We start from the raw sequence: 24,356 nt of genomic DNA, 5'->3' as shown, positions 1-24,356 counted from the left end.
GGTGGTTCGGGCGTGGCAGGCCGGAGCACGCGGCTTCGGTCCTGAAAACCCGGTACAGCGGAGCAGCGCCATGGTCGAAGCCGCAGTTCGCAACTTCACCCTCAACTTCGGGCCGCAGCATCCCTCTGCTCACGGTGTGCTGCGCCTGGTGCTGGAACTGGACGGCGAGATCGTCGACCGCGCCGATCCCCATATCGGCCTGCTCCACCGCGGCACGGAAAAACTGATCGAGTACAAGAACTATCTGCAGGCCCTGCCCTATTTCGACCGGCTCGACTATGTCGCGCCGATGAACCAGGAGCACGCGTTCTGCCTCGCCGCCGAGAAGCTGCTCGAAATATCGGTGCCGAAGCGCGGACAGCTCATCCGTGTTCTGTTTTGCGAAATCGGACGGCTCTTGTCGCATCTCCTCAACGTCACGACGCAGGCCATGGATATCGGCGCGCTGACCCCGCCGCTCTGGGGTTTTGCCGAGCGCGAGAGGCTGATGGTGTTCTACGAGCGCGCCTCCGGCGCCCGCATGCATGCGAATTATTTCAGGGTCGGCGGCGTGCACCAGGACCTGCCTGCGAAGCTCTTGGACGATATCTGGAATTTCTGCGATCCGTTCCTCAAGGTTTGCGGCAACCTCGACGAATTGCTCACCGAAAACCGCATCTTCAAGCAGCGCAATGTCGATGTCGGCGTGATCGGCCTCGATGACGCCTGGGCCTGGGGCTTCTCCGGCCCCATGCTGCGCGGCTCGGGCGCAGCATGGGATTTGCGCAAGGCGCAGCCGTATGAATGCTACCCCGAGATGGATTTCGACATTCCCGTCGGCAAGCACGGCGACTGTTACGACCGCTATCTCGTCCGCATGGAGGAAATGCGCCAGTCGGTGCGGATCATGAAGCAATGCCTGGAGAAACTGCGATCGCCCGAAGGCCAAGGGCCGGTGGCAATTCCGAACCACAAGATCACGCCGCCGCCGCGGGCGACAATGAAACGCTCGATGGAAGCGACCATCCACCATTTCAAACTCTACACGGAGGGTATTCGCGTGCCCGCCGGAGAGGTCTATGCCGCGGTGGAGGCGCCGAAGGGCGAGTTCGGCGTCTACCTGGTTTCGAACGGCAGCAATACTCCCTATCGATGCAAGATCCGCGCGCCATCCTTTGCCCATCTGCAGGCGATGGATTTTCTGTCGCGAGGGCACATGATCGCCGATGTCGCTGCGATCATCGGATCGCTCGATATCGTGTTCGGCGAGATCGATCGCTGACGAGGCGCGGGGTGTTCAGATTTCGAGCAAGGCGTAGGGACGGCCGGTCGGCTTGGCCACGTGCATGGCGACGTTATACACCGGGGCGCCGCCCGGCGTGCGACCTTCATAGACGCCGCGATGCGCGTGGCCATGCACCACCGCGCTGACCTTGAACCGATCGATCGTCTCCGCCAGCCGCGACGAGCCCAGGAACGGAAAAATCTCCAATGGCTCACCAGCGACCGTCTCGACCACCGGAGCGTAGTGCAGGACGACAAGCGTGCGCTCGGTGCGGACCTGCCGCATTGCGTTTTCGAGCCGCATCGATTCGCTGACGCTTTCGGCGACCATCGCCTTGATCGCCGGCTCGCCGAAGGAGCCGAGCATGCGTGATCCAAAACCGCCAACGAAACCCTTCACGCCGACAAAGCCGACCTGCTTGATTTCCGTCGTCTGGCCGTCAAGAAGATGGACGCCCGCCTGCCGAAGAATGTGGGCGACGTCCTCGACCGCGCCGGATTCATAGTCGTGGTTGCCGAGCACGGCGACAACCGGGATCGTGCAGGTGCGTAAATCCTCAGCGAGGATTTCGGCTTCGCGCGGTTTGCCGAGATTGGTGAGATCGCCAGTGAGCACGAGAACGTCTGCTTCGCGCGAAATTTCCCGGAAGAGGTCACGACAGGAGGCCTGGGCGTCTTCCTGCACGTGCAGGTCGCCAACAGCCGCAATCCTGACTGTGCGGCCTGTCTCGGTTGTTGCGATGGCAGCTTCGTTCCTCTCAGCCATCGCGAAATTCTCCTGTTCCGCCGACGCCGGCAAAGCCCCATTCCTTGACGTCGATCTCGTAGTCGGTCGGCGAAAGCAGACGCCCGCGGCAGATTTTCATCCGGGGGGTAGGCAACTCCCTCTGCTTGGCGAGCCGGTCAAGCAATTCGTCGAGCAGCCAAGCGGGAACATGGTCGCGCTCGCTCGGATAGATCCATCGGAAATTCAGAAGCTGCATCAACAGGACCTCCCAGTGAACTTCGAGGTAGGAAAGGAGCCGGTGCCAGTCGATCTGATCCTGCGCTTTGAGGAGGGTGTGAGCGATGTCAGCGCCGTCATGGCGGCCTCTGTCCTGGATGAAGCACTTGGACCAGATAAGCTCCGTCGGACCGACGATCCGCACCCGGCTGCCCAGCAAATCGATTTGCCTTGCGTGCTCCAGCCACTCGTCGCTGACAGGCATGGTTCCGTTCGCCGATGCGAATATGACGTCAAAGAAATGCGTGCCCTTGAAGACCTTGCCGAGCCACCGGTCATCCAATATCTCGACCGCATAGCCGGCCTGCTTGAAATGGGCAAGGATGCGGGCGTAATCGCCGGCCTTGCAGAAAATGTCGAGATCCTTCGTCTGGCGCGTGACGCCGGTGTAGGCGCTCACCGCGTAGGTGCCGGCGACAAGAAAGGGAATGTCCGTCGCGCTGAGTTCGCGGATCGCCTCGGTGTAGAACACCTCGGCCTCGGCGTAGCGAAGCGTCGGCTCCGCTTTTGCGTCGATCGTCGGAACGGACGCGGGGATGGCGCCTCCCTTTGGAGAATCGTTGGTCATGAAATCGTGGCTCCGAAGCCCAGCAACCTGCAGCTGTCCGTCTTTAAACAAAGCCGCCGCCGCATGGTTCCGTTGCCGATATAATGCGTAAAATATGATGGCGGAGCCTTTTTCGCCGCTGGTGAGTTGAAGGTGTTAACAAACCAGCTGCACGGAGGTGACCATGGAGGACGGGCGCAAGGCGGTACGGGTCAGACTGAGTGGAAGGGTGCAAGGCGTCTCGTTTCGCCTGTGGACACGGACCGAGGCCGAGAGGCTCGGTCTTTCGGGATGGGTTCGCAATGAGGAGGATGGATCCGTAACGGCACTGATCGTCGGAGCCGAAGGCGCGGTTTCGACCATGATGAACCGGTTCTGGAAAGGGCCGATCGGAGCGTCGGTCGCCAGCGTGACATCCCAAGACGTCGATGCCGGCCAGGAGCCGAACGGATTCAGGATCATCGGCTAGAAAATGCGGTACCTGCCTCGCCGATGCGGCCGTGCGGAAGCGGTCCATCGCCGCTACACGGCGCCCGCCAACTGAAATGCGCGCACACTGTGGTATCGAAACCTATGGTTCGAGCTTCGCCGATGGCGGATCGCCGCCGAAACGGCCTATCCGCTCATCAACGACCACTGATGCGAGGCGTGCCGCCCCCATCACCCGAACATGCCGGCACGTAGCATAAATGCCGGCAGCGTGAATGCCCGTAGCGTCAATGCATGAATATTCCTCGCAGCCAGGCGAAGAATCCAAACCTCTCGGACATTGCCGCACGGACGCGAGAAGCAGCCCATCGGGCTCGTATCGTGGCGCCGACATGGCAATGGCAGACGATTTCGTGCAGCTGCCAGTCGGTCAGCTCGAAGAAGCGCCTGGCTTCACCGTAGGTGTCATCTCTCAAGCCTTGCGCGCGAAAGATCGGATCCTCGAAGGCAACCGTGAGAGGCGAGTCGTTGTAACGCATTTTCTCGCGTATCTCAGGGGACTTGTATTCGGTGCCCGTCAACGCTTCGAGACGTCGATCGGGATTTTTCTCCAGCAGTTTCGCCCAACGTTCGAGACGCTGGCTTCGAGTCGCTACGAGGTCTGTTGCTTCAGCGTGAACATCGGCAACGGTATGCAGTTGGTCAAGTGTTTGGTGCTTCACGGCCGCCTCCTTATTCAGCAGGTGAGTTCGTCCCACCCTGAAATGGAAATTATGGCACTCCACGACGCCGGCAAGGCCCTGATGGGCGGGCCGTTCGATCACTTTTCTGACGGTCCCGTCCAGCCACGAATGCCCGATGCCTGTGGGATCATCGCAGGCTCGCGTCGGAACCATAGGCATGCGTGGTCGTTCTGCGTGCGTCAGCCCGAACGAAAACCGATCGAAACGGGTGGCTTCAAAAATCCCAGCCGACGTCGGTGACCCGCCAAGGCAGAGTGCGAGCGGAAGGAAATCACACCATGGCCATTCTTCCCACTCCCGAACCAACGCCCACTCCCGCGCCCACACCGCCGCCGTTTCCTGAACCGAAGCCCGTGCGTGAGCCGGACCCGGACAGACTTCCCGACGAAGCTCCTGTCCCCAATCCGGATGAAAATGATGCGCCGCTGAAAATCGGTCCAAAAAATCCCGGCATTTGACGGACCGGATTTGGCGTGAAGCGATCGGGGAGACGCTCGTTCCCGATCGGCCAATCCCTCATGGAGGCCGGATGGCGCATTGCGCGGCCGAAATGCCCATCGTTGCAGGCATCGAGCTCTGCGGCGAAGCCAACTCCGAGGGTCGCGCACGATAGCAGCGCGTGCACGTGGGGCGCCGTCAGATCAAGCTCGGCCGGGGCGGCACGACAAACGACATCGTGAAGTTGTGCAGGTTGACTCGCTTGTGGGCTTGCTTAACTAGATCTCGGGGCCCAGCGCAAATTCTCCACAGTCGGTATGATATCTCCTCGCATCCGAACGCTTGTCTGTCTTCTTGTTGTTTCCGCCGGCAGTTCCATCCTGTCCTCCTGCGTCGCGCCTGACGATACGTCTAATGTGACCAAGGAAGACGCTACCGCGGCGGCAGCCCGCAAGGAGATGGTCGGTCTCAGCGAGGCGGACGTTCGAATGTGCGCCGGCTTTCCGACTGCTACCGCTGATGCGGGCGGAAGCCAAATCTGGACCTATCAGCGTACCGTTCAACGCGGCAACCTCAACGTCGTGATTCCAACTTTGGCCGTGGGTGCGATCCCGACGGTTGGAGGATCGCTCAATGTCGATCCTGGCGGCTATTGCAACACGCAAATCCGAATGGTCGATGGCCGTGTTGCCGAGGTTGCCTACGCCGGCGACAACAACACGCCGAACCACCGCGATGCGCTCTGCGTCAGCACGGTAGACGGCTGCGTGGCATATGCCCGCCAGCGCCATCAAGTCAGGACAGGAGCCATTTCCAGGTAATCAGACTGCTTGGCGCAACCCAGGCCTGCACCGTTCGTTCCCATTTCAGGCAGACGTTTTATATTCCGAACAGTCGCCAGAGACCGACCGCACTCCCCGCCGATCGGCCTTGCGAAAAGCCGGTCGGCCGGAACCATTCTTGGGGTCGGGAGTATAGGGGATCGGAAGTATAGGGGATCGGAAGTACAGAGATGGCAGACAATGATCATCACCCGCAGGACATTCGTGAAGGCTGCCGCCGCTTCCGGAGCGGCTCTGGTGTTGTCGGCAGCCGCGCCCGGCGCGCCGCCCGCGCCGGTGATGCGGGCCGTGCCCTCCTCGGGAGAGATGCTTCCCGCAGTGGGGCTGGGCACCTGGATCACCTTCAATGTCGGCGACGATCCGGTGCTGCGCGACGAGTGTGCCGAGGTGATGGCGGCCTTCTTCGCGGCAGGCGGCCGCATGATCGATTCCTCGCCCATGTACGGCTCCTCGCAGCCCGTGATCGGCTATGGGCTCGAAAAGCTCAGCCGGCCCGAAGCGCTGTTTTCCGCCGAGAAGGTCTGGATCTCCTCCGCCGCCGACGGACCGGCGCAGATCGAGCAGTCGCGCCGCTTCTGGGGTGTGCCGCGCTTCGATCTCGTGCAGGTCCATAACCTCGTCGCCTGGGAGACGCATCTCGAAACCCTGTTCGCCATGAAGGCGGTCGGGCAGATCCGCTATGTCGGCATCACGACGTCCGAAGGACGGCGGCACGACCTGTTCGAACAGATCATGAGCGCGCATCCGCTCGACTTCGTGCAACTCACCTATAACGTCGTCGACCGCGGGGCGGAGGAACGGCTCCTGCCGCTGGCGGCCGAGCGCGGGATGGGTGTCATCGTCAACCGGCCGTTTCGGCAAGGCGCGCTGACGCGTCAGCTCCAGGGCGAGGCGCTACCGGACTGGGCGGCCGTGATCGGTGCCAAGACCTGGGCGCAGTTCATACTGAAATTCATCGTTTCGCATCCCTCCGTCACCGTCGCCATCCCCGCCACCACCCGCGTCGACCACGTGCGCGAGAACCTGATGGCGGCGACCGGTCCCCTCCCCGACGCGGCCATGCGCGAGCGGATGGCGGCCTACGTCCGGGACCTCTAAGCAGGCATTCGTGGGCCAGCCCACGAATGCCTGCTTAGATTCTGTTGTTTGTCGTAGGTTCTTGTCGCAAAACCGTGGGACACTTTTGCGGAACCTGCTTAGATGTCGGAATGGTGGACCTACCGGCTGGAGGATTTCCTGCTCTTCTCGCCGCGCGTCTACTGGCGCATGTTCGAGTTGGCCAATGCCGCGTCCTGGCCACTGCATCTCCTGACGCTCGCCGCCGGCCTTGCCATTGTCCTGCTCGTGCTTAGGCGGCCGCGCCGCCACGGCCTCTGGATTGCGCTCGTCCTCGCCGCATTCTTTGCCTTCGTCGGCTGGTCCTTCCTGTGGAACCGCTATGCCGTGATCGACTGGGCGATCGCCTATGTCGCGCCGGTCTTCGGCCTGCAGGCGCCGCTGCTGGCGTTCGGCGGTGCGCGCGGCAGCCTCGCCTTCAACCGGCGGGACATAGCAGGGCGGCTCGGGCTGCTGATTGCGGTCGCTGGCCTCGTCGTTTATCCCCTCCTGCCGCCGCTCTTCGGGCGGCCATGGGCGAGCGCCGAGGTCTTCGGCATCGCGCCGGACCCGACGGCGATCGTAGCGCTCGGCGTCCTGCTTGCCGCGAGCGGCGGGCCAGTGCCGCTGCTGTTTGCGATCCCGCTGCTGTGGCTGCTGATCAGCGGCCTGACGCTCCATGCCATGGGCGATCCGCAAGCCTGGCTGCCGCTTCTGGCAGCCGCCACGACTGCCGCTGCTTTGGCCCTGCGCCGCATCGCTCGGTGATGCCCGTTCGGGCATTTGCTGCGGCAGCAATTCGTGTGCGATTTCGTGTCGGCAGCATGTTTGTTCTTGCTTTGTGCCGGCAGCTGTGCTATGAAATCGCTTATGGTGCTATTCGCGCCAACGACCCGCCGCCGAGGCGGGTTTTTTGTTGAGGGTTCGGCGCCATCCATCCTTCTCAACGCCTTCGGGCATATCGGGAGAGTGGGTGGCGGTCTGGCGGGCGGCGTGATTCTGTCGAGCCATGGCGGAACCACTAGATTCTCGATGGAGAAAGTCAGCCGGCGCCGGCCAAACAATACAAGTTTCAAGTGTAACGGAATTTTCTCCTTCTGAAATCGTAGCGTAACTCCGCACCGCCAGATTCGCACTTCAGCAGACCGCAGCCACAGCTCGCCGAGCGGATGGCCACAAGCCAGCCGGTTGCGCCAGAGGGTTGCGGTTGTGACTTGCTCTGAAAGAGAGGTAATCATGGCTAATCAGCTTTCGCGGACAGCGCCTCCGGCCAAACATGCAACCGTCCAACCGATTGCCGCCACGCCGGAACTTCCTTCCGCCGTCCCGCTGATGGCGCTTTCGACCGGTTTCTGGGCCTTCAAGACGCTGGCCGCTGCGCATGAGCTGGACCTCTTCAGCCGCCTTGCGGGCGGCGCCGGCGTCACGGTTGCCGGGCTGGCGGAAGCGCTCGGCCTGCATCCGCGCCCGGCCGAGATGCTGTTGACCGGCTGCGCTGCACTCGGGCTTCTGGAGAAAACCGACGGCCGTTATCGCAATACGCCGTTAAGCGAAACCTATCTCGTGCGCGGGAAACCGTATTACTTCGGTGGCTTCGTGCAGATGGCCGACAAGCGGCTCTATCCCGGCTGGGGCAGGCTTACCGAAGCGCTGCTCACGAACCGGCCGACCACGTGGGACCCGGCGGTGCAATCTTCAATATTCGATGGCGAGGATCCGATGATGCTGGCGCTGTTCTGGGAGGCGATGCATTCGCTCTCCACGATGACCGCGCGCAAGCTCGGCGAAGCCGTGGATTTCGGACATTTCCGCCGCCTCCTCGACATCGGCGGCGGATCGGGCGCGTACGAGATCGAGCTTTGCAAACAGTATGGGGCGCTGCGTGCGACCGTGTTTGACTTGCCGCATGTGGCCGCGATCGCCGCGGGAAAGATTGCCGAGGCCGGCTTGACCGACCGGATCGAGACCGCCGGCGGCAACTTCTTCGAGCAGCTTCCCGGGGATCACGACGTGCATCTCCTGTCGATGATCCTGCACGATTGGGACGAGGCGAAGAACCGCGCCCTGCTGCGCCGGTCCCTCGAGCCTTTGCCGAGCGGCGGCGCAGTCGTCATCAGCGAGCTTCTCGTCAATGACGAAAAGACCGGACCAGCGCCGGCGGCGCTGATGAGCCTCAACATGCTGATCGAGACGGAAGGGCGAAACTACACGCCGTCCGAATATTCGGCGTGGCTCGACGAAGCCGGATTCCGCCACATCGAGACGGTCTGGTTCGACGCGCCCGGCGCGAATGGCGCCGTGATCGGCCGCAAACCGTAAGGCGCAGTGGAACAGGCGCACCGCAGTTCAACCCTGCCGACAATGATGATGGAGGCCGAAATGGCTCACACGCAATCTCGCGTCGATCGTCACTCGTCTGCTTGGACTTGTGCTGAAAACCACAGCAACCGCAATCGCGGCTCTCAAGACTTGGCAGCGGACCGTCTCAAGACGTCGGGCAATCGCTGAAATGACCCCCGATCGGTTGCGGGACATCGGCGATGCCGAGGCACCCGCGCCTGTGCTTGAGATCAAGGCGGGTCTAGTCACGAACTTGATATCGATGAGGTAAGCGATTTCGAAAGCTGATAAGATGGACTGGAGCAGTCTTGCCCAATTCTTGGCCGCGACACTTTTGATTCTCATCACGCCCGGCCCGATTATGGTGATCATTGCCCATAATACGCTGCGGCACAGGGCGATGGCCGGTTTCTCGACCGCGATTGGCGTAGAGTTCGGAGAGGCGTGTCTGCTCGGGGCAATGTTCGTCGGCCTGTCACTTTCCGGTGAGCTCTTGCCAGTGCTGTTGCGATGGCTTTCGCTGGCCGGAGCTCTTTATCTCATCTGGCTCGCTGCGGGCGCGTTGCGCCTCCGCCACCGGCCTTCGCGCTCTCCGAATTTGTCTCGCGCTCGTCCGCCGGTCCTCGATGGGCTGACGATCGCCTTCGCAAATCCTGCAGCTCTTCTGTTCTATGCCGCCTTCTTTCCGCAATTCATAGATCCGGATCATTCGATCTCCATGCAAATAGCCTTGCTTAGCGCGATGTATGTTTGCATGCGCTCGGTCTCCGCCTCCGCTTGCGTCTTGACAGTCGCGCGCCAGTGCGGCCGGCCGTCATCGCAGGTTCCCAGCGCAGGTCAGCGGCCGTCATGCATTTTTTCTCCTTCCCACAAGGTCAGGCAACCGGGCGCTTCGCCAGCAGCAGCCCGCATCCAAGCATGATCATAGCGCCGCCCGAGCCTTCACGAAGACGGCGAACGAGATTCGCACGGGGCGCCGCGCCGTCGCGAAGTCTTCCGGCTGCAAACGCCACGACGATATCGGCGAGCGTGTTGAGGGCAACCGAGATGGCGCCGAGGATCAGGAACTGCAGAACAACGTGATCCGACGATGTATCGACAAACTGGGGAATGAAGGCGAGAAAGAATGCGGCCGTCTTCGGGTTCATCACTTCCACAAGAACGCCATCCCTGAAGGCCCGCATCGTGCCGACGGGCGGCTCCGAATGACCCAGCGACTTGTAGTCGACCCTGGCATGGCGAATGGTCCGGTATCCCATCCAGACCAGATAGAGCGCGCCGACCACCTTGAGCGCCGTGAACAATTCGGCGCTTGCCAGCACGATCGCCGAGACGCCAAGGCTGCCGGCCACGACATGAAACAGCCCGCCGAGACCATTGCCAAGGCTTGAAGCGATTCCTTCTGAGCGACCGCCGGAAAGGGTTCGGGCGGCGACATAGAAGATCCCCGGACCCGGAGTAATCGCCAGCAGGAATGCCGTGACCAGGTAGACGGTGAAGGCGTTGGAATCCAGCATGGAAATGTCCTGATGAAGACTGACTATCGAGGTTCAATACAAACTGTGGAACCAGCGGAGAAAACCGCATCGAGATGGTCGAGAGCGGCGGCGACGCGCTGCCGTGCCTGGTCCTTCAGCGGGAGGACGGGGCGTGGCGGATCGACGTCGCAGAGGTTCAGAAGCCTGGTGACGACATACATCACCCTAAAACTGCCGAATTCCTTGAACAGCGCCCAAAGCGGTCCGAATGCCGCGTCAAGTCGCTCGACGGTCGCAGCGTCCCCGGCTTGCGCCGCTCGCGTCAGGGCCAAGGCCTGTGACGGCAGAAGTCCTGCGACGACGGAATACCAGGCGTCGCTCCCGGCGAGCAGCGCAGGCGCCCCGCCCCAGTCGCCGCTGTAGCCGATCCTGAATGCCGACCCGGTCGCAGATCGGAGGGAGGCGAGTTCGGACGCCACGTCACCACCGGACGGCAAAGGCATCTTCACGGCTTCGATGTTCGCCACCTTCGACAAGCGGGAAATGAGGTCCAGGCTGAAGGTGAACCTGGTCGTGCCGGGATTGTTGTAGATGCAAAGCGGGAGCTGCCCCGCGTCGGCGACTGCGGTGAAGTGTTCGAAGACCTCGTCGTCGACGAGCGGCGTATAGGAAACCGGAGCGAGAAGCAGGCCATCGGCGCCCGCAGCCTTCGCGTCACGGGCAAGGTCCACCGCATCGCTCGTCCGGATCGCTCCGACGCCGACCATAACCGGGATTTTGCCGCCGACCGTGTCCATTGCCGTTTCGACCGCGCGTCGACGCTCTTCTCGCGTGAGGAAAGCGTAGGCGCCGGTACTGCCGAGCAGTCCGATGGAGTCCGCTCTCGCCTCCTCGATGTTCTTCAGAAGGCGCGCGAGGGCGGCGGTGTCGAGCCTGCCGGAAGCGTCCGCCGGGGTGATCGGGAATGCTGAAAGGCCTTGGAAGAGTGACATGAAGGAACCTTTCAGATGCGGGTCAGGAGAAGCTTTAGCCCGGCAAATCCGAAGAATACCGCCAGCGTGCCTTCGATCCAGCGCCGCGCCCGCCGATAAAGGCGGATCATGGGAGCGGTCGAAAAGACGATCGCGTAGCCAAAGAAGATGGTGACGCTCAGCACCGCGCAGCCTGCGAGGATCACGAGAACCGTATGCGACGACGACCCAGGGCCGAGTCCCAGCGTCATCAGCGCGATCCATCCCAGGATCGATTTCGGATTGGTGAGATGCATTAACAGTCCGCGCTTGTAGAGAGTGGCCGTCGTCGCCTTCCGTTCGTTGGTCGGGCGAAGCTGATCCTTGTCCGAAGAAAGCGCAGCCTTGCCTGCTTTGAAGGCGAGATAGAGAAGATACAGGCCTCCGAGCACCTGCAGGACCACGAGTGCCTGCGCGTATCGGTTGAGTATCGCTGAGACACCTGTCGCCGCCATCAGGCCCCAAAAGATCGAGCCGCTGACTACGCCAGAGGCGATTGCCAGTGCCGCCCCGCGACCGTCGTTCATAGCGACGGCCATGATGCGCATATTGCTCGGCCCTGGACTGCCGGCAGCGATGACGTAGGCGGTAAAGACGATGATGAATTGGTCGGCCAGCATTTTACTTCTTCGGGAGGTGCAAACTGGCGTCATCAATACCCGCACAACTGGCCCTGTCATAGTACCAGTTTCGGATAAAAAGTGCTGGTCCAGTCGCCCTCAGGCCTTTGCCCTGGCTGATTTTCCCAGTAATGTCTGGATCAACGAAACGTCTTCATTTTGGTAATCGCGATGGTCCAGATACCGCCCCGCAAGCAGAATTCGTCGTCGGGAAATTCGTCGTCGGGATTGGGCGCGCGCGGGATCTATGAGAACCTGCGGGAACAGATCGTGGCGGAGGTGTACGGCCGCGGAGACGTGCTCCCGTCGGCTCGTGCGCTGGCGGTCGAGCTTGGCGTCTCACGAACGACTGTGACGTCCGCTTACGAACAGCTCGCCGCCGAGGGCTTCGTGGTCATTCGACACGGCGCTCGGCCACGGGTGGCCATCAAGATCACGCACAGCGAGCCGGGAGACCTCGTTCATACAGCTGCAGAGCCACACGGCCTCTCGGCTTTCGCAGAAAGGCTTCGATCCCGAGCCATCCCGATGCGGGCTGCGTCGGAGAGGCTCGTGGCCGACTTCCGCTATGGCGACATGTCGGCCTCTGACTTCCCGACCCTTGCCTGGCGAAAGGCCATGAACGACGCTGCGCTGGGACGGCCGCCCAAGCTATCCTATGGCGACCCCTGCGGCTCGATCCGCCTGCGTGCCGCCCTGCAGGGCTATTTATGGCGAGCGCGCAGCATCAGGTGCGAGGTGGGCGACATCGTCGTCGTCAACGGCTCTCAGCAGGGACTGGATCTCTGCGCCCGCCTGCTTCTCGATGAGGGCGACGGCTTCGCCATCGAAGAGCCCTGCTACCCGATGGCACGGAGCGTCTTCGAGGTGACAGGAGCCATCGCCGCCCCGGTGGAGGTTGACGCCGAAGGCATCAGAGGGGACCTGTTGGCGGATGTTGGCGCGCGGCTGGCTTACGTCACGCCTTCACATCAGTTTCCCTTGGGAAGCGTAATGTCCATGGGGCGACGCCTGCAACTGCTCAGATGGGCACAAGAGAAGAGGGCCTACATCGTCGAGGACGACTACGACAGCGAATATCGATTCGACATGAACCCGATACCGCCGCTTCGCGCGCTGGGAGGCGCGTCGAACGTCATCTATATCGGTACGGTCTCGAAGACACTGTCGCCGTTGCTGCGGATCGGCTACGTCGTCGTTCCGCGTGAGTTGCAGGAGGTTTTTGCCCATGCCAAGCGCCTGACGGACAGGCATGCCCCCAGCCTCGAACAGGAGGCGCTCGCGACTCTGGTGGAATCCGGCGCCTACGAAGCTCACGTGCGCAAGGCCCGGCGTCAAAATGCCCGCCGACGTGCAGCGCTCCTCGACGCTCTGCAGGCTGAATTCCGCGATCTCGTCCGGGTCGAAGGCGCGGAGGCCGGTCTGCACGTAGTCGTCTGGTTCGCCGACATGCCGCCCTCTATGGCGACATCGTTGATCGAGAAAGCCGCCTCGCTCGGAGTAGGCATCCACTCCATATCGCCTCATTATTTCGATCCTGCATTGGATCGGAGCTGCCTCGGCCTGGTGATGGGATACGCAAGTCTGACCGAGAGCCAGATCCACAGAGGACTAAAGCTCCTTCGACGCGCTTACGAGGAGGCAACAGGCTGCGGCGACGTATCGTAGGTGCTTTACGGCCTGCCTGAGGGAACAGACGCGCGCGACCTCATCGCCGCCGGCGCCGTCGGCGACCTCCTGGACCACTATCTCGATGCCGAAGCGAGCCTTGGCACCGCGCGGATGATCTGCCCCTAAAGCGCTCTGCGTTTTGGTGGAACCCAAACCGCGCTGTTTTACGCATTTCGTCGGACGCCAAACGCAGACGTCTGGCTGCAAAACGCTTTAGAACCACCGCCGTTCAGGCTCGGAGCTCTTTGCGATGACAATTCCCAAGAGAACGCCGAGCACGCCGCCAAGCATCATCGCCGAAGAGATCGTGCCTGGGTTCTGCTGGACGGTTTCAGTCACGGTGTGCGCCTGGCTACGCAATTGCCGGGCTGCGCGCGAGGCCCGTTCGGCGGCGCTGTCGTACCAGCCCTGTGCCTCCTCGGCGCGGTCGGAAAGGGTCCGATTTATCTTGGTGATTTCGCGGCGAAGCTCAGCGATCTGTTTCTTCATCGCCTCCTGGGCGTCGTTTGCCGCCTTTGAGGCGGCTGCGGTGTTAGCGGTTTCGGCCATTGGATCTCTCCTTTTAATATCAGAGACAGGGGAACGGTCGCGGACGCGCAGGGTTCCTTGCCTAGGAAAACCGGACCGTTGATGCGTTATCAAGGATTCCGCTGCATGCGCGTGTGGCGGGCAATGATGCTCTCCTCGTCGGTCGCGACGACGCGTATTTCGACCTTGCTGTCCGGTCGGCTTATGATTTCGGCATGAGAGGCATTGGATGGCTCGTCGATCGCCACGCCAAGCCAATGAAGCCTTTCGCATATTGCCTTGCGGACAGGCGCCGAGCGCTCGCCAATGCCGGCGGTGAACACGAGGCATTCGAGGCCGCCCAACGTGTTGGCGAGCGCGGCAGCTTCCCTTGCGGCCCGGAAAGCAAAAAGGTCTACTGCTTCGCGGGCGTGGCGATCGTCGCTCGCTTCCAACGTGCGCATGTCGCCCGAGATGCCGGACATTCCGAGCAGCCCGGATTCCTCATAGAGCATATGCTGCAGAGCCTCCCCCGCGATGCCTCTCTCCAGCACGAAGTACAAAAGCACGCCCGGATCGATGGCGCCGCAACGCGTGCCCATGACCAGGCCGTCGAGGGCGGAAAAGCCCATCGTGGTATCGACGCTTCTCCCGTCGCGCATGGCGCACAGGCTCGCTCCATTGCCGAGATGGGCGACGATCGTGCGCTTCGCTGCAAGCGCCGGCGATATCTCCTTGAGCCGCCCGGCGATATATTCGTAGGAAAGACCGTGAAACCCGTAGCGGCGGATCCCTTCCGCATCGTATTTGCGCGGCAGTGCGAAGCGGCTCACGATCGGATCGATCGTCTGATGGAAGGCTGTGTCGAAGCATCCGACCTGCGGCAGATCGGGTCGCAGCGCGGCAAGTGTGTGGATCGGCGCGAGACTGCGAGGCTGGTGCAGCGGAGCAAGCGGCGTCAGCCTGTCCAAGCCCTCAATCACAGCAGGCGTCAGACGGACGGGTTCGACGAACTCGCGCCCGCCATGCACGATGCGATGGCCGGCGGCGATTAGTTTCCTGCCGCCAAGTTCGCTCTCGATCCAATCGAGCAACGCGTCGATGCCCGCGTTGCGCGCGTCTCCGGCAAGCGGCCGATCACACTGCACTGGTCCATCGGCCGCCTTCGCGCTGAGCCTCGGCGCATCGCCCAGATCCAGCTTGCCACGCGAGACAAGTTGCAGTTCCGCGGAGGGTTCAAGGTCGTATAGTCCGAACTTGATGCTGGAGGAGCCGGCGTTCAGTGCAAGAATTGCGTGTCGCATCAATCGCCAGCCTTCGTCGCGCTGTTCTCCGGCCAGTTCCACTCCTGAACCTCGGGCATGTCTTCGCCGTACTCGCGGACATAGGCCCTATGTTCCACAAGCTTCGCTTGAAGTTCGGCAGCAAGGCCTTTCGCACGTTCGGCGAGCCCAGGTACGTGTTTGATCGCGGCGAGCGCCAGGTGAAAACGGTCAAGTTCATTGAGTACGACCATGTCGAACGGCGTCGTGGTGGTCCCTTCTTCGCGAAAACCATGCACATGCATGTTGTCATGGTTGGCGCGTCGGTAGGTCAGGCGGTGGATGAGGTAGGGATAGCCGTGATAGGCGAAGATGACTGGCTTGGTTCTCGTGAACAGTGCGTCGAAATCCTCATCGGCGAGACCATGCGGATGCTTTGAATTCGACTGCAGCGTCATCAGGTCGACCACGTTGACGACGCGAACCTTCAGTTCCGGAAGCGCCGAACGCAAAATGTCGGTGGCAGCGAGCGTCTCCAGTGTCGGCACGTCGCCGGCGCAGCCCATGACCAAATCCGGATCCTCGCCCTTCGCAACCGTCCCGGCCCATTCCCAGATCCCCGCCCCCGCCCTGCAGTGCGCTTCTGCGTCTTCGACGGACAGCCATTGCGGCGCCGGCTGCTTGCCGGCGGTGATCACGTTGATGCGGTTGTAGGTTTTCAAGCAATGCTCGGTGATCCACAGCAGCGTGTTGGCATCCGGCGGGAAATAGAGCCTGACCGTATCGGCCTTCTTGTTGGCGACGAAATCGGCAAAGCCCGGATCCTGGTGGCTGAAGCCGTTGTGATCCTGCCGCCAGACATGGGAGGTCAGCAGGTAATTGAGTGAGGCGATCGGCTTGCGCCAGGCAAGCTCGCGGGATGTCTTCAGCCATTTCGCATGCTGGTTGACCATGGAATCGACGATGTGGATGAACGCCTCGTAGCATGAGAACAGGCCATGGCGGCCGGTCAGCAGGTAGCCCTCCAGCCAACCCTGGCAAAGATGCTCGCTGAGCGCTTCCATGACGCGGCCCTCACGGGAGAGGTGGACGTCATAGGGCTCGATCCGCTGCATCCAGACCCGGTTTGTGACCTCGAAGACGTCGTCAAGGCGGTTGGAGGATGTCTCATCCGGCCCCATCAGCCGGAAATTCCTGGCATCCGCATTCAGGCGCATGACGTCGCGGAGATAGCTTCCGAGAATCCGCGTCGCCTCGGCCTTGGCGCCACCCGGACGCGGCACATCGAGCGCCAGGCTTCTCCAATCGGGAAGCACGAGGTCGCGCTTCAGCAATCCGCCATTGGCATAGGGGGTTGAGCCCATGCGCTTGGGCCCGGTTGGCGCAAGCGCCGCCAGCTCTGGAAGCAGACGCCCGCTGTTGTCGAACAGCTTTTCCGGTTCGTAGCTCCGCATCCAGTCTTCGAGGATCCTGCGGTGTCCTTCGTTGCCGCGAGCGTTCGACACAGGCACTTGATGCGAGCGCCAGAAATCCTCGACCTTCTTGCCGTCGACCTCCTTCGGTCCAGTCCACCCCTTCGGGCTGCGCAGCACGATCATCGGCCACAGCGGACGCTCTCCCTGCCAGCCCGACGCACGGGCTCGCTTCTGGATTGAGCGGATCCTGTCGAGCGCGGTGTCCAGCTTCGTGGCCATCATCCGATGCATGGGAACTGGCTCGTGACCTTCGACGAAAAATGGTTCGTAGCCATAGCCGGCGAACAGGCTTCGCAATTCCACGTCATCCATGCGGGCAAGGATCGTCGGGTTGGCGATCTTGTAGCCGTTGAGATGCAGGATCGGCAGCACGGCGCCGTCGGATGCCGGGTTGAGGAACTTGTTGGAGTGCCATGCCGCCGCGAGCGGACCGGTCTCCGCTTCACCGTCGCCAACGACGCAGGCGACCACCAGATCAGGATTGTCGAAGGCTGCGCCGAAAGCATGGACCAGCGCATATCCCAGTTCTCCGCCTTCATGGATCGAGCCGGGCGTTTCCGGAGCAGCGTGGCTTGGCACCCCGCCAGGGAAGGAGAATTGCCGGAAGAGTTTCCTCAGACCGTTTTCGCCCTGGCCGATTTCGGGATAGATCTCGCTGTAGGTGCCCTCGAGCCACGTATTCGCGACCATCGCCGGGCCGCCATGACCTGGGCCACAGATAAATAGAACGTTGAGACCGCGTTCACGGATGATGCGGTTCAGGTGGACATAGATGAAGTTGAGGCCAGGTGTCGTGCCCCAATGGCCGAGCAGCCGCGGCTTGACGTGTTCGGCCTTCAGCGGCTCGCGCAGCAGCGGATTGTCGAGCAGGTAGATCTGGCCAACCGAAATGTAGTTCGCGGCGCGCCAATAGCGGTCCATGAGATTGACCTGATCAAGGCCTGTTGGCTGCGCGGTGGTCCGAGCCTCGTCGTTCATCGAAACGTCTCCAGAATGCGTTCGCCCGTCGATATCTGGAGTGACATCGCCCTGGAGAAAGGATTCTTTCGGAAATAAGTTCGGCTGGAGCCGCCATTTGCGCCCGCCAATCGCTCTTTTGCAGGAACCTGGAAGCTCGCCAGCGGTTAAGGAGACTAGCCGCCGGACATAAGTGCCGAGGCCGAGCGCGGAGCCGTCGGGCACGATTAGGGGACAATCGGGGGGCTGTCAGCTCGCAAGAGGAGCAAAAAGATGCTCGATCTTTCCCACGCACGCAACCGAATGGTCGAAGTCCATCTCAGCCGCCGTGGCATCCATGACCGCGAGGTGCTGGACGCGATGCGTGAGGTTCCGCGCGAGGCATTCGTCGCTCCCGGCTTTGAAGAATTCGCCTATGAGGACGGGCCGTTGCCGATCGCCGAGGGTCAGACGATATCGCAGCCCTACATCGTCGCCTTGATGATCGAGATGGCAGAGATCGGACCGGGCGCCCATGTCCTGGAGGTTGGCACCGGTTCGGGCTACGCGGCTGCCGTGATGAGCCGGATCGTGGAACGCGTTTACACGATCGAGCGCCACGCCGGGTTGGCCGAAACGGCGAGACAGCGGTTCCAAGAGCTTGGCTATGACAATATCGAAGTCCGCACCGGCGATGGCACCAAAGGCTGGCCCGACGCAGCGCCCTTCGACGCCATTCTGGTCGCCGCCGGCGGACCCGGTGCGCCGCTTGCGCTTCAGGAACAGCTCGACGTTGGCGGCAGGCTCGTCATCCCGGTCGGCGACGAGCCGCATGATCAGCGCCTTCTCAAGGTCACCCGAACCGGCGCTGCAACTTACAGCGAGGAGGATTTCGGCGGCGTGCGGTTTGTCCCGCTCATCGGCGAGCAGGGCTGGCCCGAGAGCGGCAACCGTATCGCGGATCGTCCGTCCGGACGCGCGCGCACGCGCAGCCTGCCGGAGATGATCGCGGCGGCGGCCGAACCGCTGCCGGGCTTCGACGACCCGGCGTTCGGCGAATTGTTCGACCGGTTTGGCGACCGGCGCGTCGTCCTGCTCGGTGAAGCGAGCCACGGCACGTCGGAGTTCTACCGGGCCCGCGCCGCGATCACCCGCAGGCTCATCGAGAAGCACGGCTTCACCATCGTCGCCGTCGAGGCCGACTGGCCCGATGCAGCGGCGATCGACCGCTACGTCCGCCACCGGCCGCAACGGGTCAATGCCGATCCGCCGTTCCAGCGGTTTCCCACCTGGATGTGGCGCAACACCGACGTTGCCGCGTTCGTCGACTGGATGCGACATCACAATGAGCGCATCAGGATATCGTCGCGGCTGGCCGGGTTTTACGGCCTCGATATCTATAATATGAGCGGATCGATCGCCGCGGTTCTGCAATATCTCGACAAGGTCGATCCGCAGGCAGCAAAGATCGCACGTGAACGCTACGGCTGCCTGACGCCTTGGCAACATGAACCATCCACCTACGGCCGCGTCGCGCTCTCCTCCGGCTACGAGAAATGCGAGCAGGCCGTGCTCGAACAATGCCGCGAACTGCTTGCCAGGCAGCTCGACTATGCGCAGCAGGACGGCGTCGATTTCCTGGACGCCACCCAGAATGCCCGGCTGATCGCTTCCGCGGAACGCTACTATCGGATCATGTACTATGGCGGCGCGCAGTCCTGGAACCTGCGCGACACCCATATGTTCGAGACGCTCGAGCATCTGCTGGAAGCTCGCGGGTCGAACGCCAAGGCGGTCGTGTGGGCGCATAATTCCCATATCGGCGACGCCCGCTACACCGAAATGGGGATTGTCAGGGACGAAGTGAATATCGGCCAGCTCTGCCGCCAGCGCTTCGGCGACGAGGCAGCCTTGATCGGGCTCAGCACGCATTCCGGGACAGTGGCCGCGGCCTCCGACTGGGACAGCGAGATGGAAATCAAGCGGGTGCGGCCTTCCCATAGCGACAGCTACGAGCGGCTTTGCCATGATAGCGGCGTCTCGCGTTTCCTGCTCGACATCAAGCGCGACGACGATCTTCGCAACCGGCTTCTGGAGCGCCGGCTGGAGCGCTTCATCGGCGTGATCTATCGGCCGGAAACCGAACTGCGCAGCCATTACGCGGATGCCTCTCTTTCCCAGCAGTTTGACGCGCTCGTCTGGTTTGACGAGACCGTCGCGGTGACGCCGCTTGGGCCGGAGCATGTCGGAACGGGCGTTCCCGACACCTATCCGTTCGGGCTCTAAAGCATGCCCTCGGGCTTGAACCGAGGGTGCGCAGCGGTTTTGCGACAACGACATGCATAAACAACAACCTAAAGCGCGTCGTGTGAGGCCGGTCAAATGCGACGCGCTTTAGCCGCCTCTCGGGCAAGGCCCCCATCAAGGTGAGTTTCGGCGGAACATTCATCGCGCCCTGCTGTTTCTAGAACAGGAGCCTTTTCGAAGGAGTTGTGCCATGAGCGGAATCAAACATCCAAAGTGGAAAAAGCCGAGTGATGCCGATCTGAGGAACAATCCCGGTATCGGGACCTCCAAGGGCACGATCAAGGAAGGCGACGAAGTCTTGCTCGAAGGCGAAAATACGATCGAAGGCGACGTCGAGAACGACACGAACGCCCTTGGCGGAATCAATCCAAGGCAAAAGATGCGGACGAACAAGTAGCGCCGCTGCGTATCCCTCCGCGCTATTCACTCCCCAGCAAAAAACGTCGCGGCGACAGCAATCGAGGTCAGGCTCAGCATCGCCAAGCCTGCCCTGGCGACGTGCGAGGCTTCCCAAACGTCGCGCAGGTTTGTCCAGTCGCCGCTTTGCTTCCGACGCAGCATTGAAAAAAACCTCGCGGCTGGTTTCGAGACAGCGACATCTTGCACCCAGAAATTGTTGACGGGATGCGTGACCAGCCAATAGGTCGCATGTTCCGCCACCAGGAAGACAAGCGCCGCCAAGGTCCACCAGTATCGAGCGCCTGGATAAGGCGTGAGGTAAAGCAGGGTGGCGAGTGCAACGATGCCGCCGATCTCGGCAAACCCGCCGACAGTGAAACCGGGATAGTAGATCGTCTGCACAGATTTGTAGGTGGCCTCCTTGAGGCGCAACTTGCCGGGCAACTCCAACGCGTGCGCAAGCGAGAGCGCCATGGTGATTGCGACCAGGAGAATGGTGACAATCATGAACGCGCGCATGCTGCTATTCCCTGAATGGTGCCTCGCGATACGCAGAGTAGATAGCGTGCCCGCCGGCGTGGTAAAGGCGTCGAAGGTGGAGGCGCTGCCCCATTCCCAACGCCGCTGGCATTGAGCACCGCAAAGGCACGGAACCATCGTTCGGCATGATGGTTGTCATCCTGGATGATCCTGCATGGCGAAACGAGGGGTATCCTGCAAACGGCCCGCATCTACGCCGAGGTCGACCACAACGCGTTCGGAGCGTATCCAATGACTGATCCCGATCCTGATCCGAACAATCCCGTGCCGATACCGGATAATCCCAATCCCGAGCCTGCCCGGCCGCCTGCTCCGCCGGAAACTCCGCCGGGTGAGCCTCCGGGCGTTCCCCCGCCTTCGCCTGATCCCGTTCCAGGCCCGCAAAGGCAGCCCGTCGAAATTCCTCCCGAAACACCGTCGGAAATCCCGACGGAGCCGACCTTCCCGGGTCCGACGGCCAGAACATTGGAAACTGGCGGAACTTACAGCGAATGGCGTAACGACGCCGTCGCAGGTTTTGGTCATTCCCCGATTTGGCTGGTCGAACGTTCGTTGAGCGTCCCGCCCGTTTGCGCATCGATCGCCGCCAGGCTGACCTCATAGCCCCACAGGGTCCGGATATGGCGGAGGGCGGCGTCGCGACTGGCCTCCTCCAGCATGATGCCGTTCTTCACCTTGTGCTCCAATCGCAACTGCCGGTCGCCGAGCAGATCCACATCCACCACCTGGATATCCGGCCGGCTCGCGCCGATGTCGTAGCTCTGGGCGAGCCCGGCGCGTATCTTTTCGTAGCCACGCTCATTGTGTATCGACGCGACTTCGTAATGCGGTTCGCTGGCGGCGTCGGCGAGGATAAAGAACCGCCATTTTCGCATCAGAGCGGGGCTCAGATACTGGCGGATGAAAGATTCGTCGCGATGGTTCGCCCACGCGTCGAGAAGGGTTTCGCGCCAATTGCCATTGCCGGCGAAATCGGGGAACCAGTCACGATCCTCGGCGGTCGGCTCTGTCGATATGCGCTGGATGTCCTGCATCATGTCGAGGCCCAACGCATAAGGATTGATGCCGGAAAAGCGCGGGTCGTCGAAGCCCGGCTGAAAGATCACGTTCGAATGGTTGCGCAGGATTTCCAGCATCGCGCCTTCGCTGATCAGGCCGCGATCGAACAGCATGTTCATGAGCGTGTAGTGCACGAAGGTGGCGCAGCCTTCGTTCATCACCTGCGTTTGCCGCTGCGGATAAAAATATTGCGCGACGACGCGGACGATCCTGATGATTTCACGCTGCCAAGGCTCCAGGACCAGGCTGTTTTTTTCCAGGAAGTAGAGCAAGTTCTCCTCGGGCAGGTTGAGCGTTTTCTTTCGCTCCGCGATGCCGAGGTCCGTTCCGCTGGCCTTGGTCCCGTCCTTCGAACGCGGGAGCGTGCGCCAAAGGTCATTGTAGGAACGCTCTTCGTATTCCAGGCGCTCACGAACGCCTTCACGCTGCCGCTCCGACGACAGCTTTGGCGGCCGGCGATATCTGAACACCCCCTGTTCCATCAGCGCGTGGGCCGCATCGAGGATCGCCTCCACCGCGGCGACGCCGTGCCGCTCCTCGCAACGGGCAATGTAACCCTTGGCAAAGTCCAGATAGCTCAGGATCGCGCTGGCGTCCGTCCATTGCCGGAACAGATGATTGTTCTTGAAAAAATGATTATGGCCAAGCGCTGCATGAGCTGTCACCAAGGCCTGCAGGGCCATGGTGTTTTCCTCCATCAGGTAGACGATGCAAGGATTGGAATTGATCACCAGCTCATAGGCGAGCCCCCGCCCGCCTTTGCGATAGAGCAATTCCTGGTAGAGAAAATGCTTGCCGAAGGACCAGTGGCGATACATCAGCGGCATGCCGACCGAGGAATAGGCGTCGAGCATCTGCTGGGACGAGATGATCTCCATCTGCACCGGATAGATGTCGAGGTGAAGCTCTTCGATCGCGATCGCCTCGATCGCTTCGTAGGCGCGCGACAGTGTCTTGAAATCCCAGTCGGACCCAGAAAAGAGCAAACCTGATTGGCTGGTTTGGCTGGACTTGCCGGTCTGGCCGAACTTGCTGGTCTGGCCGGATTTGCTGGTCTGGATTGCCATCGGCTCCCCTCAAGCGCTTTTCTGCAAGACCGGCTGCCTGGCAAAGAGCTGGCGAAAGACCGGATAGATGTCGGCTGCGTTGGCGATACGGCTCATCTGGAAATTCGGCCATCTCTGGTTGACAACGCTGTAGGCGCGCCAGAGCGAGGTTCCATTGTCGGTGGTGCCGAAAATATGGCTCTCACGTTCGTCTATGATCTCGACATAGGCGAAATACTGGCACAGGCGCATGATCTGGCCGTCCATCAGGCCGATGCAGCGCTCGGAATCGGTGACGAAATTGTCGCCGTCCGACGCCTGGGCGGCATAGATGTTCCACTCGTTGCTGGGATAGCGCTGCGCGATGATGCGGTGCATTTCCTCGAGTGCTGTGGAAACGACCGTACCGCCGCTTTGCGTATTGTAGAAGAAAGTTTCCTCGTCCACCTCCTGCGCCTCGTGCGTATGGCGGATGAAGACGATTTCGGTGCGGTCGTAGCGCCGTTTCAGGAACAGGTGCAGCAGTACGAAGAAGCGCTTGGCCAGATCCTTCTCGCGTTCGCCCATCGAGCCGGATACGTCCATGAGACAGAACATGACCGCATTGGCATTCGGCACGGGCTGGGCGTCGAAACGGTTGAAGCGGATGTCGACGGGATCGACATAGGCGATCCGCTTGCGGCGGCGCTCAAGTCGCTCAAGCTCCTCCCGCAACGCTGCAATGCGCTGGCGTGCCGGCGCCGCGCTCTGCGGCTCTGCCTCCAGGATTGCGAGTTGCTCCGCAATCGCATCAAGCTCCTCCTGCTTGGGGCGCCTTAGCGCAATCCGGCGACCATGGCTGTTTCGCATCGTGCGACCGACATTGATGTTGGTCGGCGAACCGGTCGCCGCGAATCCGGCGCGGCGCGGTTTGAAGGAAAGTATCTCCTTGAGGTTGAGCTTGACCATGTCGGGAAGTTCGAGATCCTCGAAAAAGAGGTCGAGCACCTCCTCGCGCGAGAGCACGAAACGAAATTCGTCCTCCGAGACCGTTTTCCCGGGAGACGAGCCGCCACCGCCCTGGCCGGGCTTGGGAACCCGGTCGCCCGGGGCGAAATGCTTGTTGCCCGGCAGGATGTGCTGCCGCCTGCCGCTGTCCTTCGCATCGCTGAAGCTCGGCTCGCCTGTGCCCCTCGCCGGCATCGAGACGGCGTGCTCGCTGTCGACATCGGCGATCTTGCCGGTACGGATCCGATCCCGGATGCTTCGCTTCAGCTCTTCGCGCGCACGCTTCAGGAAGCGCTGGCGGTTGCCGAGGCTCTTGTCCTTCGGGTTCAGTCGGCGATCGACAAAGATCGGCATGGAAC

At 61.8% G+C, this 24,356-nt stretch carries 24 protein-coding genes; 12 read left to right on the top strand and 12 right to left on the bottom strand.

Features of this window, described 5'->3' with window-relative positions; translation table 11 throughout:
• The first annotated feature begins 70 nt into the window (after positions 1–70).
• Positions 71–1,261: an NADH-quinone oxidoreductase subunit D gene (locus NMG70_RS24785; RefSeq protein WP_254026951.1), complete on the top strand. Its 1,191-nt coding sequence runs from the start codon at positions 71–73 to the stop codon at positions 1,259–1,261.
• Between the two features lie 15 nt (positions 1,262–1,276).
• Here the strand turns inward: NMG70_RS24785 and NMG70_RS24780 are convergent, their stop codons facing one another.
• Together NMG70_RS24780 and NMG70_RS24775 are read right to left on the bottom strand one after the other, a co-directional pair.
• Positions 1,277–2,029, bottom strand: coding sequence for a metallophosphoesterase family protein (locus tag NMG70_RS24780; RefSeq protein WP_254026950.1), 753 nt, complete (start codon positions 2,027–2,029; stop codon positions 1,277–1,279).
• Entirely contained in the window at positions 2,022–2,834 is an 813-nt protein-coding gene (locus NMG70_RS24775) for a nucleotidyltransferase family protein (RefSeq protein WP_254019727.1), read from the bottom strand. Before NMG70_RS24775 ends, NMG70_RS24780 begins: the two co-directional genes overlap by 8 nt.
• 163 nt (positions 2,835–2,997) lie before the next feature.
• Here NMG70_RS24775 and NMG70_RS24770 point away from each other — a divergent pair, with 163 nt between their 5' ends.
• A complete protein-coding gene (locus NMG70_RS24770) occupies positions 2,998–3,282 on the top strand; it encodes an acylphosphatase (RefSeq protein ID WP_254026949.1) in 285 nt (94 codons plus the stop codon).
• Positions 3,283–3,529: 247 nt separating this feature from the next.
• Here the strand turns inward: NMG70_RS24770 and NMG70_RS24765 are convergent, their stop codons facing one another.
• Positions 3,530–3,964, bottom strand: a complete 435-nt coding sequence (locus NMG70_RS24765; protein ID WP_254019787.1) for a hypothetical protein — start codon at positions 3,962–3,964, stop codon at positions 3,530–3,532.
• Positions 3,965–4,263: 299 nt separating this feature from the next.
• Here NMG70_RS24765 and NMG70_RS24760 point away from each other — a divergent pair, with 299 nt between their 5' ends.
• From NMG70_RS24760 to NMG70_RS24735, 6 genes are all read left to right on the top strand, one after another.
• Positions 4,264–4,443: a hypothetical protein gene (locus tag NMG70_RS24760; protein WP_077374092.1), complete on the top strand. Its 180-nt coding sequence runs from the start codon at positions 4,264–4,266 to the stop codon at positions 4,441–4,443.
• Positions 4,444–4,839: 396 nt separating this feature from the next.
• Entirely contained in the window at positions 4,840–5,244 is a 405-nt protein-coding gene (locus NMG70_RS24755; RefSeq protein WP_254026948.1) for a hypothetical protein, read from the top strand.
• A 201-nt stretch (positions 5,245–5,445) separates the two neighbouring features.
• Positions 5,446–6,363, top strand: coding sequence for an aldo/keto reductase (locus NMG70_RS24750; RefSeq protein ID WP_254026947.1), 918 nt, complete (start codon positions 5,446–5,448; stop codon positions 6,361–6,363).
• A gap of 102 nt (positions 6,364–6,465) precedes the next feature.
• Positions 6,466–7,128 carry a DUF6064 family protein gene (locus NMG70_RS24745; protein ID WP_254026946.1) on the top strand — a complete coding sequence of 221 codons (663 nt, stop codon included), beginning with the start codon at positions 6,466–6,468 and terminating at the stop codon, positions 7,126–7,128.
• A gap of 468 nt (positions 7,129–7,596) precedes the next feature.
• Complete coding sequence (locus tag NMG70_RS24740) at positions 7,597–8,679, top strand: methyltransferase (protein ID WP_254026945.1); 1,083 nt, start codon at positions 7,597–7,599, stop codon at positions 8,677–8,679.
• Between the two features lie 340 nt (positions 8,680–9,019).
• A complete protein-coding gene (locus NMG70_RS24735; protein ID WP_254026944.1) occupies positions 9,020–9,622 on the top strand; it encodes a LysE family translocator in 603 nt (200 codons plus the stop codon).
• On the opposite strand, the gene NMG70_RS24730 is transcribed toward NMG70_RS24735, so the two are convergent.
• The 3 genes from NMG70_RS24730 to NMG70_RS24720 are packed head-to-tail and all read right to left on the bottom strand — an operon-like array spanning position 9,576 to position 11,808.
• Positions 9,576–10,217, bottom strand: a complete 642-nt coding sequence (locus tag NMG70_RS24730; RefSeq protein ID WP_254026943.1) for a LysE family translocator — start codon at positions 10,215–10,217, stop codon at positions 9,576–9,578. The genes NMG70_RS24735 and NMG70_RS24730 overlap by 47 nt on opposite strands.
• A 23-nt stretch (positions 10,218–10,240) precedes the next feature.
• Entirely contained in the window at positions 10,241–11,170 is a 930-nt protein-coding gene (locus NMG70_RS24725; protein ID WP_254026942.1) for a dihydrodipicolinate synthase family protein, read from the bottom strand.
• Positions 11,171–11,181: 11 nt separating this feature from the next.
• Positions 11,182–11,808 carry a LysE family translocator gene (locus NMG70_RS24720; protein WP_254026941.1) on the bottom strand — a complete coding sequence of 209 codons (627 nt, stop codon included), beginning with the start codon at positions 11,806–11,808 and terminating at the stop codon, positions 11,182–11,184.
• Between the two features lie 171 nt (positions 11,809–11,979).
• Between NMG70_RS24720 and pdxR the strand changes: the two genes are divergently transcribed.
• Complete coding sequence (pdxR, locus tag NMG70_RS24715) at positions 11,980–13,476, top strand: MocR-like pyridoxine biosynthesis transcription factor PdxR (RefSeq protein ID WP_254026940.1); 1,497 nt, start codon at positions 11,980–11,982, stop codon at positions 13,474–13,476.
• Positions 13,477–13,605 carry a hypothetical protein gene (locus NMG70_RS32705; protein WP_301555182.1) on the top strand — a complete coding sequence of 43 codons (129 nt, stop codon included), beginning with the start codon at positions 13,477–13,479 and terminating at the stop codon, positions 13,603–13,605. It abuts the gene before it with no gap.
• Between the two features lie 87 nt (positions 13,606–13,692).
• Here the strand turns inward: NMG70_RS32705 and NMG70_RS24710 are convergent, their stop codons facing one another.
• The 3 genes from NMG70_RS24710 to NMG70_RS24700 all read right to left on the bottom strand — a co-directional run bounded on the left by NMG70_RS24710 (position 13,693) and on the right by NMG70_RS24700 (position 17,701).
• A complete protein-coding gene (locus NMG70_RS24710; RefSeq protein WP_254026939.1) occupies positions 13,693–14,028 on the bottom strand; it encodes a hypothetical protein in 336 nt (111 codons plus the stop codon).
• Positions 14,029–14,117: 89 nt separating this feature from the next.
• Entirely contained in the window at positions 14,118–15,290 is a 1,173-nt protein-coding gene (locus tag NMG70_RS24705; RefSeq protein WP_254026938.1) for an acetate/propionate family kinase, read from the bottom strand.
• Complete coding sequence (locus tag NMG70_RS24700) at positions 15,290–17,701, bottom strand: phosphoketolase family protein (protein ID WP_254026937.1); 2,412 nt, start codon at positions 17,699–17,701, stop codon at positions 15,290–15,292. The genes NMG70_RS24705 and NMG70_RS24700 overlap by 1 nt, the downstream gene beginning before the upstream one ends.
• A 252-nt stretch (positions 17,702–17,953) precedes the next feature.
• Between NMG70_RS24700 and NMG70_RS24695 the strand changes: the two genes are divergently transcribed.
• The gene (locus NMG70_RS24695) at positions 17,954–19,945 is read left to right on the top strand and encodes a protein-L-isoaspartate(D-aspartate) O-methyltransferase (RefSeq protein WP_254026936.1); all 1,992 of its coding nucleotides are present in this window, start codon (positions 17,954–17,956) and stop codon (positions 19,943–19,945) included.
• 211 nt (positions 19,946–20,156) lie between these two features.
• Positions 20,157–20,363 (top strand): hypothetical protein, encoded by a 207-nt coding sequence (locus tag NMG70_RS24690; protein WP_254026935.1) that lies wholly within the window; start codon positions 20,157–20,159, stop codon positions 20,361–20,363.
• 26 nt (positions 20,364–20,389) lie between these two features.
• On the opposite strand, the gene NMG70_RS24685 is transcribed toward NMG70_RS24690, so the two are convergent.
• The 3 genes from NMG70_RS24685 to NMG70_RS24675 form a co-directional block, all read right to left on the bottom strand.
• On the bottom strand, positions 20,390–20,884 hold the full coding sequence (locus tag NMG70_RS24685) for a DUF1772 domain-containing protein (protein ID WP_254026934.1): 495 nt from the start codon (positions 20,882–20,884) through the stop codon (positions 20,390–20,392).
• 542 nt (positions 20,885–21,426) lie between these two features.
• On the bottom strand, positions 21,427–23,031 hold the full coding sequence (locus NMG70_RS24680; RefSeq protein ID WP_254026933.1) for a SpoVR family protein: 1,605 nt from the start codon (positions 23,029–23,031) through the stop codon (positions 21,427–21,429).
• 9 nt (positions 23,032–23,040) lie between these two features.
• Entirely contained in the window at positions 23,041–24,351 is a 1,311-nt protein-coding gene (locus NMG70_RS24675; RefSeq protein ID WP_254026932.1) for a YeaH/YhbH family protein, read from the bottom strand.
• Positions 24,352–24,356: the final 5 nt, after the last annotated feature.

The organism is Mesorhizobium ventifaucium (assembly GCF_935822925.1).
Lineage (GTDB): Bacteria > Pseudomonadota > Alphaproteobacteria > Rhizobiales > Rhizobiaceae > Mesorhizobium > Mesorhizobium ventifaucium.
The sequence above is the reverse complement of the archived record's forward strand: the minus strand, read 5'-3'. Positions and strand labels throughout refer to the sequence as shown.